This window comes from Streptomyces sp. NPDC102406 (assembly GCF_044765725.1).
Classification (GTDB): Bacteria; Actinomycetota; Actinomycetes; order Streptomycetales; family Streptomycetaceae; genus Streptomyces.
Map to the genome: position 1 here is coordinate 251100 of NZ_JBIWKP010000003.1, position 12357 is coordinate 263456.

9 protein-coding genes are annotated in these 12357 nt (G+C 69.1%); 3 read left to right on the forward strand and 6 right to left on the reverse strand.

What is annotated here, in order from left to right; translation table 11 throughout:
- Positions 1 to 33 precede the first annotated feature (33 nt).
- On the forward strand, positions 34 to 2748 hold the full coding sequence (gene acnA / locus ACIRF8_RS14760; protein ID WP_404214680.1) for an aconitate hydratase AcnA: 2715 nt from the start codon (positions 34 to 36) through the stop codon (positions 2746 to 2748).
- Between the two features lie 60 nt (positions 2749 to 2808).
- On the opposite strand, the gene ACIRF8_RS14765 is transcribed toward acnA, so the two are convergent.
- Positions 2809 to 3039: a DUF397 domain-containing protein gene (locus ACIRF8_RS14765; RefSeq protein WP_404214682.1), complete on the reverse strand. Its 231-nt coding sequence runs from the start codon at positions 3037 to 3039 to the stop codon at positions 2809 to 2811.
- On the reverse strand, positions 3036 to 3884 hold the full coding sequence (locus ACIRF8_RS14770) for a Scr1 family TA system antitoxin-like transcriptional regulator (RefSeq protein WP_404214684.1): 849 nt from the start codon (positions 3882 to 3884) through the stop codon (positions 3036 to 3038). Before ACIRF8_RS14770 ends, ACIRF8_RS14765 begins: the two co-directional genes overlap by 4 nt.
- A 113-nt stretch (positions 3885 to 3997) precedes the next feature.
- On the opposite strand from ACIRF8_RS14770, the gene ACIRF8_RS14775 reads away from it, so the two are divergent.
- The gene (locus ACIRF8_RS14775) at positions 3998 to 4435 is read left to right on the forward strand and encodes an ATP-binding protein (RefSeq protein ID WP_404214686.1); all 438 of its coding nucleotides are present in this window, start codon (positions 3998 to 4000) and stop codon (positions 4433 to 4435) included.
- On the opposite strand, the gene ACIRF8_RS14780 is transcribed toward ACIRF8_RS14775, so the two are convergent.
- Complete coding sequence (locus ACIRF8_RS14780; protein WP_404214688.1) at positions 4405 to 5418, reverse strand: hypothetical protein; 1014 nt, start codon at positions 5416 to 5418, stop codon at positions 4405 to 4407. The two genes, ACIRF8_RS14775 and ACIRF8_RS14780, sit on opposite strands and share 31 nt — an antisense overlap.
- A 305-nt stretch (positions 5419 to 5723) precedes the next feature.
- On the reverse strand, positions 5724 to 6560 hold the full coding sequence (locus ACIRF8_RS14785; RefSeq protein ID WP_404214690.1) for an arylamine N-acetyltransferase: 837 nt from the start codon (positions 6558 to 6560) through the stop codon (positions 5724 to 5726).
- 154 nt (positions 6561 to 6714) lie between these two features.
- Between ACIRF8_RS14785 and ACIRF8_RS14790 the strand changes: the two genes are divergently transcribed.
- A complete protein-coding gene (locus tag ACIRF8_RS14790; RefSeq protein ID WP_404214692.1) occupies positions 6715 to 7482 on the forward strand; it encodes a class I SAM-dependent DNA methyltransferase in 768 nt (255 codons plus the stop codon).
- A gap of 67 nt (positions 7483 to 7549) precedes the next feature.
- On the opposite strand, the gene ACIRF8_RS14795 is transcribed toward ACIRF8_RS14790, so the two are convergent.
- Together ACIRF8_RS14795 and ACIRF8_RS14800 are read right to left on the reverse strand one after the other, a co-directional pair.
- Positions 7550 to 11392: a GH92 family glycosyl hydrolase gene (locus ACIRF8_RS14795; protein ID WP_404214694.1), complete on the reverse strand. Its 3843-nt coding sequence runs from the start codon at positions 11390 to 11392 to the stop codon at positions 7550 to 7552.
- A 177-nt stretch (positions 11393 to 11569) separates the two neighbouring features.
- Entirely contained in the window at positions 11570 to 11902 is a 333-nt protein-coding gene (locus ACIRF8_RS14800; protein WP_404214695.1) for a hypothetical protein, read from the reverse strand.
- Positions 11903 to 12357 lie beyond the last annotated feature (455 nt).

Genomic DNA, 12357 nt, shown 5'->3' on the forward strand with positions numbered 1-12357 from the left:
GGTGGAACGCGCACATATATGAAGGAGACTGTCGTGTCGGCGAACAGCTTCGACGCCCGCAGCACGCTGCGCGTGGGCGACGAGTCGTATGAGATCTTCAGGCTGGACAAGGTCGAGGGCTCTGCTCGCCTTCCCTACAGCCTCAAGGTGCTGCTGGAGAACCTGCTCCGCACCGAGGACGGCGCGAACATCACCGCCGACCACATCCGCGCGCTCGGCGGCTGGGACTCCCAGGCCCAGCCCTCGCAGGAGATCCAGTTCACGCCGGCCCGCGTGATCATGCAGGACTTCACCGGCGTGCCCTGTGTCGTCGACCTCGCCACCATGCGTGAGGCCGTCAAGGAGCTCGGCGGCGACCCGTCGAAGGTCAACCCGCTCTCCCCGGCCGAGCTGGTCATCGACCACTCCGTCATCGCCGACAAGTTCGGCACCAAGGAAGCCTTCGGCCAGAACGTCGAGCTGGAGTACGGCCGCAACAAGGAGCGCTACCAGTTCCTGCGCTGGGGACAGACCGCCTTCGACGACTTCAAGGTCGTCCCTCCGGGCACCGGCATCGTCCACCAGGTCAACATCGAGCACCTGGCCCGTACGGTCATGGTCCGGGGCGGCCAGGCCTACCCCGACACGCTGGTCGGCACCGACTCGCACACCACGATGGTCAACGGCCTGGGCGTGCTCGGCTGGGGCGTCGGCGGCATCGAGGCCGAGGCCGCGATGCTCGGCCAGCCGGTCTCCATGCTGATCCCGCGCGTCGTCGGCTTCAAGCTGACCGGCGAGCTCCCGGCCGGCACCACCGCCACCGACCTCGTCCTCACGATCACCGAGATGCTGCGCAAGCATGGCGTCGTCGGCAAGTTCGTCGAGTTCTACGGCGAGGGTGTGGCGGCCACGAGCCTCGCCAACCGCGCCACCATCGGCAACATGTCGCCGGAGTTCGGCTCCACCGCCGCGATCTTCCCGATCGACGGCGAGACGCTGAAGTACCTGAAGCTCACCGGCCGCTCCGAGCAGCAGGTCGCGCTCGTCGAGGCGTACGCCAAGGAGCAGGGCCTCTGGCTCGACCCGGCCGCCGAGCCCGACTTCTCCGAGAAGCTGGAGCTCGACCTCTCCACGGTCGTCCCCTCGATCGCCGGCCCGAAGCGCCCGCAGGACCGCATCGTCCTCGCGAACGCCGCCGAGCAGTTCAAGACGGACGTGCGCAACTACGTCGACTCGGTCGACGAGGCGGGCAAGGAGTCCTTCCCGGCCTCCGACGCCCCGGCCACCACGGACGGCGTCCCGTCGAACCCGGTCCTCGTGACCGCCCCCGACGGCTCGACGTACGAGCTGGACCACGGCGCGGTGACGGTCGCGGCCATCACCTCCTGCACCAACACGTCGAACCCGTACGTGATGGTCGCCGCCGCGCTCGTCGCGAAGAAGGCCGTCGAGAAGGGCCTGACCCGCAAGCCGTGGGTCAAGACCACGCTCGCCCCGGGCTCCAAGGTCGTCACCGACTACTTCGACAAGGCCGGGCTCACCCCCTACCTCGACAAGGTCGGCTTCAACCTCGTCGGCTACGGCTGCACCACCTGCATCGGCAACTCGGGCCCGCTGCCCGAGGAGGTCTCCAAGGCCGTCAACGACCACGACCTCGCCGTCACCTCGGTCCTCTCCGGCAACCGGAACTTCGAGGGCCGTATCAACCCCGACGTCAAGATGAACTACCTGGCGTCCCCGCCGCTGGTCGTCGCGTACGCCATCGCCGGTTCGATGAAGGTCGACATCACCAAGGACGCGCTCGGCGTCGACCAGGACGGCAAGCCCGTCCACCTGGCCGACATCTGGCCGACCGAGGCCGAGGTCAACGACGTCGTGGCCAACGCCATCGGCGAGGACATGTTCAACAAGTCCTACCAGGACGTCTTCGCGGGCGACGCCCAGTGGCAGGCGCTGCCGATCCCGACCGGTGACACCTTCGAGTGGGACAGCGAGTCCACCTACGTCCGCAAGCCCCCGTACTTCGAGGGCATGACGATGGAGACCACCCCGGTCTCCGACATCGCGGGCGCCCGCGTCCTGGCCAAGCTGGGCGACTCGGTCACCACCGACCACATCTCCCCGGCCGGCGCCATCAAGGCCGACACCCCGGCCGGCAAGTACCTCACCGAGCACGGTGTGGAGCGTCGTGACTTCAACTCCTACGGCTCGCGCCGAGGCAACCACGAGGTCATGATCCGCGGCACGTTCGCCAACATCCGCCTGCGCAACCAGATCGCGCCGGGCACCGAGGGCGGCTACACCCGCGACTTCACGAAGGAGGACGCTCCCGTCTCCTTCATCTACGACGCCTCGCGCAACTACATCGACCAGGGCATCCCGCTGGTCGTCCTCGCGGGCAAGGAGTACGGCTCCGGCTCGTCCCGTGACTGGGCCGCCAAGGGCACCGCGCTCCTCGGCGTCAAGGCCGTCATCGCCGAGTCCTACGAGCGCATCCACCGCTCGAACCTCATCGGCATGGGCGTCCTGCCGCTCCAGTACCCGGAGGGCCAGTCCGCGTCCTCCCTCGGCCTCACCGGCGAGGAGACCTTCTCCTTCACCGGCGTCGAGGAGCTGAACAACGGCACCACCCCGCGCACGGTCAAGGTCACCACCGACACCGGCGTGGAGTTCGACGCGGTCGTCCGCATCGACACCCCCGGCGAGGCGGACTACTACCGCAACGGCGGCATCATGCAGTACGTGCTGCGCAGCCTGATCCGTAAGTAGGCGGTCAGGTAAAGCAGTTGAGGGCCGCATCCCCGGAAGCCCGGGGGTGCGGCCCTTTCCTTAGTGGCGCAAGAAGGTGGCCCAGGCGGCGGGGCTGACGGTGAAGTGGGGGCCGTCGGGGTTCTTGGAGTCGCGGACGTGGACGGCGGTGGGGTGGGCGGCGACCTCGACGCAGGCGCCGCCTTCACTGCTGCTGTAACTCGACCTCCGCCAGTCGTAGGCGACTTCGAGGCACTGGCCGCCTTCGCTGCTGCTGTAGCTCGACTTGAACCAGTTCAATGCGGTGCTCATTGCTCTCCTAGCAGCCGGTCCAGCAGGCCCTTTGTCACCTGAGGAGTGAGGGCCTGTGATCGCAGCATCGCATATTTGCGCGCCAGGATGGACACCTCGTCGGCGTCAGAAACCCACTGGCTTCCGCGTTGAGACTCGGTGTACGCGAGGTGCTGATGGTCCGGTGTCTCCAGGAGGATGAAAGGTCCCGCGTCCCCGGCATTCTCGGGAGCGTCGAGCGGCAGCACCTGCAAGGACAGCCCCGGCAGATCTGCGTACTCGCGCAAGAACCGCAACTGCTGCACCCGCACGCTGGGTTCGGCGATAGCCATCTTCAGCGCCGGTTCCCAGACGACGAAGCTCATCGTCGGCGGACACTTGCGGTGCAGGATCTCCTGCCGCTGGACGCGGCCCGCCGTCTTGGTCTCGATCTCGTCCTCGTCGTACGCGGGTACACGCTGCCGCAGCAGGGTGCGGGCGAAGTCCGGCGTCTGGAGCAGGCCCGGCACGACCAGGGTGTCGTACCACGACAGGGCGATGGCCTCCTGCTCATGCTGGATGTACGACTCTGCCCACAACGGAAACTGGTCGATCTCCGGCAGGTTGGCCACCGCGACGGCCAACGCCCCTTTGGTCTCCAGCAGTTCATCCATGGCGGCGGCCAGGTCCGGCAACAACGGCCGCCGCCCCTGCTCAATGGCGGCGATGGTCGCCTCGGCGACGACAAGGCGCTCCGCGAGCCCCGCCTGTGTGAACCCGGCGGCCTTGCGGAACAGGGCGACGAGATCGGCCACCATCCTTATCGCCGACGGGTTCTTCGGCGTGTTCTTCTGGGGAGTTCTCTGCGGGCGCTTGCCGGGGCTCATGACGGACAATCTCCCCGCCTCCGATCTGACTCGACCCCATGCGAACCCCGACAGAGAATCTGTCGGGGTTGACGTACTGTATACGCGCCGTCACCGTCCGCGACGCTCTTCGCGTGAACGAGGCGAAGCAGACACTCCAACTCCCCGGCGCCCGCGAGCGGTTCTACCGGCGGGAACGCCAGTCGGTTCCGGCGGCACGGGCGTTCGTACGGGCGGCGCTCACCGACTGGGGCGTGGACGGCGAACGGGCGGACGACATCCTGCTCTGCGTCAGCGAACTCGCCACGAACGCCCTGGTCCACGGAGTGCCGCCCGGCCGCGGTTTCCTGCTGAGCGTCATCCCGTACGGGGGCGGCATCCGCGTGGAGGTCCACGACAGCGGCGACGGCGAACCGGCCGTGCCCCACGGCGCCCGGGACGCGGAGGGCGGCCGGGGCCTGTTCCTGGTGGAGACGCTGGCGGACAAGTGGGGCGTGGGGGCGCGGGACCCGGGGAAGGTGGTGTGGTGCGAGGTGGCTGCTCAGGGCATTCCGCGCCGGCTGCCCCAGTAGCGCAGGGTGGTTTCGCCCACGCTCGGATCGTCGGCGGCGGCGCGCTCCGTGCACAGGGTCTCCGGGGCGATCCGCTCGCCCCAGCACCGCCATCCGTTCCCGACACCGTCGGGCCGGAACTCGATCAACTGGGCCGGTCGCGCGGGAAGGCCGGTGGTCCGGAACCGGGGTGAGCGGATACTTTTCGTGTACTGGACGCCCTCACTGACGTAGGAGACCTGGAAGGACCAGGTGCACGCGCGTGCACCCGTCAGGACGTCCAGGTTGGCGGCCCAGGAGGTCTGGCCGTTCCCCAGCTCGATGTAGCCGCGGGAGAAGTACGGATAGGTCCCGTCGCGCGACTGACGGAGCAGGGGCGCGACACCGTCGGCCAGGTCCACCGCCACGTTGTCGACTTCTTCGCCGCCCTCCGGTGGCAGGTGGATGACCGTGGGCGCGGAGGAGTCGGAGCAGTGCACGTCGGTCGCGTCCATGCCCCTGACCGACACGGCGTGTGAGCGGTCGCTCTGGAGCGTCAGCTTGTAGGGGAAGGCGGCGCGGGGCGAGGCCCCGTTGTCCTGCCGACCGCCGTCACCGGGATAGACCAGGTGGGGCTTGTGGGCGAACCCGTTCAGCATGGAGAGGAATTCCGGAATGGTCGTCTCGGTGCCCAGCGGGTGTGTGACGACGGCGGTCTGCTCCGCCGGGGTGAGCGGTTCGTCGAAGACGATCCATTGCGCGTCGAGCCTGTTGTCGCGTAGGACGGAATCCGCGTCGTCGGACGAGGTCACCGCTGTCGTGAACGGTTCCTTCCCGGCCTCGATCGCGCCCCCGGCCGAATCCTCCGCCCGCGCGGTGGCGCTCATCGTCAGCAGGTTGAAGCCGAACTGGAAGTAGCTGGTCAGGACGGAGGTGACGAGCGCGAACGCGACGGTCGCGGCCACGATCTTCCAGCGGCCCCGGCGGTCGGCCCCGGCGAACCCGGGGATCCGGCTGTCGAGCACGCCGACCACCGGAGAGGGACCGGCGGCGGGCGGACCGGGCGCGGCCGGTGGGACGGCCGGGGCGGCTGGATGGGGTGGGTGCATCGGGAAAGGCGGGGCCCCGGGGACGGGCGGCACCGGAGGGGGCCACGGCGGCCGGGACGGGGGCGGCGGAACGGGGTTCTCCGGCATCAGCCACTCCTCGATCGGGCGTGATGCCCAGCTCAGGGAGGCCGCATTCTAGTCACCTTCGTAACGAAGGCACAGGGTATGCGCAAAGGAGGCGCAGCACCCCGCTCAGCTTGCCCGAGCCCGACGCGGGGGCCTCACCCCCGCGCGGCTTCCCACCCCTCGTGCGCGACGCGCACCTGGCGCCACAGCCCCGCCCGCGCGGCGGCGTCGACGTCGGCCAGGTCGAGGTGGAACACGTCGGCCAGCACGTCGTACCAGTCGTCGGCCGTGTCGATGACCCGCTCCTGCGTGCCCCCGGCGTCGATCCGGCGCAGTACGCAGCCGCGCATCATGTCCACGCCCTTGGCGTCGCGAAGCTGGACCTGGAGCACGCGGACGAACCCGGAGTCGGGCGAGGTGGACAGCTCCAGGTGCTTCGGTACGAAGGAGCTCAGCTCCACGGGTTCCGGCGCGAAGACCATCGCCTCGAACGCGCCGCGCGGATCATGGGCGAACCGCCACCCGCCGGGCACGACGGTCGAGGGCGCCATCCCGTACGTGAACGGCCCCTGCGTGTACGTGCCTTCGCGCAGCGGCAGCGGTTCGTACATCCCGCCCGCCAGCCCGATGTCGACGAGCCACCGCTCACCGTCGAGCCCGACCGTGAGCGCGAGATGGTCACCATCGGGCCCGTCCGGGTCCTCGACCTCGTCCTGCACCCCGGCCCGGTGCAACGTCACGTCGTAGCCGAGCGCCGCCAGGAGCGCGGCGAACGCCCCGTTGAGGTGGAAGCAGTAGCCGCCACGCCCCCGCAGGATCCGGGCGACGGACTCGGCGGCGCCGATGCCCGTCCGGCGCCCGAGCTGGTTGTCGAGGGTCTCGTACGGGATGCGTTCGGCGTGGGCCCGGTGCAGTTCCCAGAGCGCGTCGGCGGTCGGCGCCGACGGCCGCTCCACTCCCAACATGGCCAGATACGCGTCGACGTCGATCATGCGCCGCCCTCGCCCTCGTCACAGCTCGACTTGAACCAGTTCGGTGCGGTACTCATCGCTCTCCTGGCATGCGGTCCGGCGGGTCCTGCGCCCGCACGCACCGTACCCCGAAAACCGGATGACCCGGCCGGCCCGGCGGGGCTACCGTCGCCCGGTGACCGATGACCGCACGTCCCTCCACGCGACCGACGCCCCCGAGGACGGCTGGTTCCCGCAGAGCGTCGCCGCCGGCTACGACGACGGCGAGGACTCCGGCGCCGCCGCCTCGGCCGTCGACTTCCTCGCCGCGCTCGCCGACGGCGGACCCGCTCTCGAACTCGCCGTCGGCACCGGCCGCATCGCCCTCCCGCTGGCCGGGCGCGGCGTGCCGGTCACGGGGATCGACCTCTCCCGCGCCATGGTGGCGAGACTCCGCGCCAAACCCGGTGGAGCCGAACTCCCCGTCACTATCGGCGACATGACGACGACCGTGGTCGAGGGCGCCGGCACCTTCACGCTCGCGTACCTCGTCTACAACACCATCAACAACCTGACCACGCAGGACGCCCAGGTTGACGCGTTCCGCAACGCCGCGGCCCATCTCGCGCCCGGCGGCCGTTTCGTCGTCGAGGTCGGCGTGCCGGAACTGCGGCGGCTCCCGCCCGGCCAGGAAGCGGTGATCTTCGGCCTGTCCGGCGAGCGGGTCGCCTTCGACCGGTACGAGGACCTCACCCGCCAGCGCTTCAGCTCCCACTACGTGACGGTCGGCGCCGACGGCCGGGGCAGCCACCGGTCCATTCCCTTCCGCTACGTCTGGCCCGCCGAGCTCGACCTCATGGCGCGGCTGGCCGGGATGCGCCTGGAGCAGCGGTACGAGGACTGGGAGCGCGCTCCGTTCACCTCCGAGAGCGGCAGCCACGTATCGGTGTACGGCTTGCCGTGACATCGCGAAGGGCGGGCGTGAACCCTCCACGCCCGCCCACCGGAAGCACTTGCCCCGGGTGTGCGCGCTAGCTCAGCAACTCCACCTCCGCCACCGTCGCCGCGCCACCCGCGAACACCAGCCGGTAGTGCTTGTGCGTGCCCGGCGATGCCACCGTGAACGCCCGCGTCTGCTTGTCCCAGGTGAAGGACTCGCCGGAGCGTTCGTCGACCGTCTTCCAGGTCGTGCCGTCCTCCGACGCCTCCAGGGTCCAGCCCGTGGGGGCCTTCGCCTTGTCGGCCGACGTCAGCGTGTACTGCACGGCCTTCGTGCCGTCCGCGCCGACCGGCAGCTCCACCGAGGCCGAACTCGTTTCGGTGGCGGAGGAGTTGTCGAACAGCGGTCCGGACCCGGTGATCGCGTCCCTGCGCGGCGACGGCACCTTGTCGTCCTGGGTGATCGACGTGGGCGCCGCGTCGGCCCCCGTACCCCACTTCGACGGCTTGTCGCCCATCGCGAACTCGATGACCCCGCCCTTGGCGACGACCGAGTGCGGCAGCGACGTCTTGTTCCACGCCTTGCCGTTGACCTTCATGCCCTGTACGTAGATGTTCTTCGCGCTGTTCTTCGGCGCCTTGATGACGAGGTCGCGGCCGTTCTCCAGGTGCAGCGTCATCTTCGTGAACTGCGGGGAGCCGATGGCGTACTCACCGCTGCCCATGACCAGCGGGTAGAAGCCCATCGACGAGAAGAGGTACCAGGCCGACTGCTCACCGTTGTCCTCGTCGCCGTGGTAGCCCTGCCCGATCTCGCTGCCCGTGTAGAGGCGGGAGAGGACCTCGCGGACCTTCTCCTGCGTCTTGTACGGCTGTCCCGCCGCGTCGTACATGTACGTGACGTGGTGCGCGACCTGGTTGGAGTGGCCGTACATGCCCATCCGCACGTCACGCGCCTCGGTCATCTCGTGGATGACACTGCCGTACGATCCGGCGACCTTCGACGATCCGGTCTCGGGCGTCGCGAAGTACGTGTCGAGCTTCTTCGCGAGGCCGTCCTTGCCGCCGTAGAGGTTGGCGAGCCCCTTGCTGTCCTGGACGGCGGTGAAGGCGTAGCCCCAGGCGTTGGTCTCCGTGTAGTCGTAGCCCCAGATCGCCGGGTCGAACTTCTCCGACGGCACACGCCAGTCGCCCTTGGCGGTCTTGCCCTGGAAGAAGCCGGTGCCCGCCGCCTTGTCGTCGAACATGTTGACGTAGTCACGGGCACGGTTGAGGAAGTACTCCGACTCCTCCTTGTACTGCTTCTTGCCCGTCTTCTTGTAAAGGGCCTGGCCCATCTGCGCGATGCCGTAGTCGTTGAGGTATCCCTCCAGCGCCCACGACAGACCCTCGTGCGTGTCGGTGCTCGTGTAGCCGAGGAAGGGCGAGGTCTCCATGCCCTTGCGGCCCACGCCCGAGATCGGCGGCACCACGGTCGCGTTCTTCACGGCAGCCTTGTACGCGTCCTCGGTGTCGAAGTCGACGCCCTTCACGTACGCGTCGGCGAACGCCACGTCCGACGACGTGCCCGTCATCAGGTCCGCGTAGCCGGGCGAGGACCAGCGGGAGATCCAGCCGCCGTCCTTGTACTGCTGCACGAACCCGTCGACCAGTTCACCGGCCTTCTTCGGCGTGAGCAGCGAGTACGCGGGCCACGTCGTCCGGTACGTGTCCCAGAAGCCGTTGTTGACGTACGGCTTGCCCTCGACGATCTTCGCGCCGGTGTGGGTCGGCGAGTCCGGGCCGGTCATCGCGGTGAACGGCGACGCGTACAGGTACTTGTCGCCGACCTTCTCGAAGCCCGAGTTCGGGTACAGGTACAGGCGGTAGAGCGAGGAGTAGAGCGACGTGCGCTGGTCCTCCGTCGCGCCCTCCACCTCCACCTTGCTCATCAGCGCGTCCCACTGCGCGCGCGCCGCGTTGCGCACCGACGTGAACGACCGCTTTTGCGGCAGCTCCTGCGCCAGGTTGTCCTTCGCCTGGTCGATGCTGATGAGCGACGTCGCGAGCCGCAGGGTGACCGTACGGTCCTTGCCCGCCTCGAAGGTGAAGTGGCCCTTGACCCCGGCGGAGTCGGCGTCCTTCACCGGCTTGTCGAAGACGCCGTAGACGAAGAGGCGCGTCGCCCCCGTCGACAGGCCCGACTTGACGTCCGAGTAGCCGGTGACGATCCCGTTGTCCTTGTCGAGCGTGAGGCCGCCCTGCTCGGAGACGTTGTCGAAGACGACGCTCGCGTTGTCGCCCGGGTAACTGAAGCGCAGCGCGGCGGCGTGATCGGTCGGCGCCATCTCCGCCTTCACGCCGTTCTCGAACCGCACGCCGTAGTAGTACGGCTTCGCCGTCTCGTTCTCGTGCTTGAAGGGCAGCGCGCGGCCCGTCCGGGAGGTGTCCACCGTGGCCGCCGCCGACGGCATCATCTGGAACGTCTGCCGGTCGCCCATCCACGGGCTCGGCTCGTGGCTCGCGGCCAGCGCCTCCATCGTGGGCAGGTTGTCCGCGTTGTTGTCGCGCGCGTAGTCGTACAGCCAGCTCAGCGACCCGGCGTTGGTCACCGGCGTCCAGAAGTTGAAGCCGTGGGGGACGGCCGTCGCCGGGAAGGTGTTGCCGCGCGAGAAGCCGCCGGTGGAGTTGGTGCCGCGCGTCGTGGACGCGTAGTCGCTCACGTGCGCCTTGGGGCGCGTCGGTTCGGCCCGCGCGACGCTGATGTCGTCGACCCAGCCGCGGAACTTCGCCGGGCCCTTGGGGGAGTCGTACGCGACCAGCACCCGGTCGATCGTCCTGCCCGCGGCCACCGACCCGATGGACGACTTCACCGCGTTCCACTGGTTGACGTACAGCCGCTTGGCGGCGCCCTGACCCTGGGGGGTCAGCAGCCCGCCGTGCGAGTCGACCGCCTTGAGGTCGCTCAGGTACGTGCCGTCGGTGAAGGCGAGGTCGACGGAGACGTTCGTGGCGTCGTAGTCGAGGTCCGTGTCCGCCATCTGCGGGAAGACCTTGTACGACAGTTCGGTGTCACGCTGCACCGCCACATCGACGTCGAAGACCTTGTTGTACGAGTACGCGCGCCCGTCGCCCTTGTGCGTACCGGCGTAGCGCAGCGCCCGCTTCCCGGTGAAGCCGGCGCCCGCCTTGGCCGTGGGCGAACCGTTCGGCCCGCGGTCCACGAGCGAGAGCATGTCCTCGGGCGTCGGCGTCTGCTCGTCCCCGGTCGACAACTGGAGGTCGGCGAGCTGGGTGGCGTCGCCCGCGCCGTTGTTCTTCGTGAACTCGATCCGGAAGTGGGCGTACGCGGCCGGTTCACCGATCTCGTACGTCTTCGTCTGGAACCGCTCGCCGAACGTCTCGCCGGAGCGGGTGTCGAGCGTCGTCCACTCCTTGCCGTCGGCCGACCCCTTGAGGACCCAGTCCTTCGGGTCGCGCTCGGCGTGGTCGTTGGCGGAGGTCAGCGCGTACTTCGTGACCTTCGCCGGGGCGTCCAGGTCGTACTCGACCCAGGCGGTCGGCGTGAACGCCAGCCACTTGCTGCTCGACTCGCCGTCGAGCAGATTCTCCTTGGTCTCGCCGCCGCCCGCGTTCTCGTCACTGGCGCGGACCTCCGTGACGTGCCCGTTGACACTGCCCGGGACGCCGCCGCTGTAGCCGCCGTCGACGCCGCTGGAGCGCTTCGCGCCGTCCGGGGCGGTGTCGACCGTGTTCAGCCAGTCCGGCGCGGGCTGGCCCTCCTCGAAGGAGGAGCTGAACTCCTGGGCCGACCGCGGTTTCTGCGCCGGCGCGCTGGCCGCGGTCCCTTGACCGACCGCCGTCAGGACCAGCGCGGCCGCTCCGAGGGCCGCCGTGCTGGCGAGTCTGTGTCTGGATCGGCTGGCCCGGCTGGATCGGATCCGTCTGCCCTGCATGGATGAGCACCCTCCCGGCGGAGTCGACAACGTTGTCAGTTCGCTACGCAACGTCCAGTAGGGAGGTAAGTGGACAGTGGTGTCAAGGGTGTTGGCGTGTGTCGGCGGCGGGCCCGGCCGTATTGACCTCGGACGCGGTCGATCGGCCCCCGCGTCGAGGACGGCAGGGGCGTGCCGTCAGGCGGCGATCAACCGGAGCGTCTCGATGCGGTCCCAGCCGCGGGCGCTGAGTCGCTCCCTCACGCGGAGTTCCGGAGCGGCCAGGACCCGCAGGCACTGCTCGCCGCTGAGGCTGCGCGCGAGGGCCACGAGGGTCTCCAGGGCGCCGTTGGCCAGATAGTCGACCTGCGTGAGATCCACCGTGATCTCTTCGGCCGAGCGGCCGCACTCGGCGACCGCGACCGCCAGCGACGCCTTGTGGGCACCGATGACCTCGCCGAACAGGCGGATGCCGGTGCGTTGGTGCAGGGGTGCGATGAGGAGGAGGTCGTCCACGAAATAGCCGCGCATATGTGATCCCGGAGGCGAGGTGCCGCCCTGTGACGGAAAAAGGGACTCGGTCACGCGAACTCTGAACGGCGCTCATGAGTGCGGGAACACGGATCCCGCGAAGGCAGTCGCTGGCGTGGGGGCCTCCCTCGGCCCGAGCGATCGCCGGACGGGTGTCACCGCGCTTACGGCAACACACCGTCCACGTACTGCTGTGAACAGTACTGCCGCGAGGTCCGCACCGATAGTCCCGCTCGGAAGCGGAGCACCCGTGCCGGTCATCGGACCCACCCACCGCACCGTGCGCGCGCATGGCTGGAACACCGCGCCGAAAGCGGGCCATTCGTTCACTGTCCGAACGCAGAGCGCTCCGAGATGCCCCAGAACACGGATTTCGCACCGCTCATCCCCACCTGGACCCGTCGGCGGCTTCCGGTCGGTGCCCTACCAGTACACCCTTTGTACGCGCAGGAGTT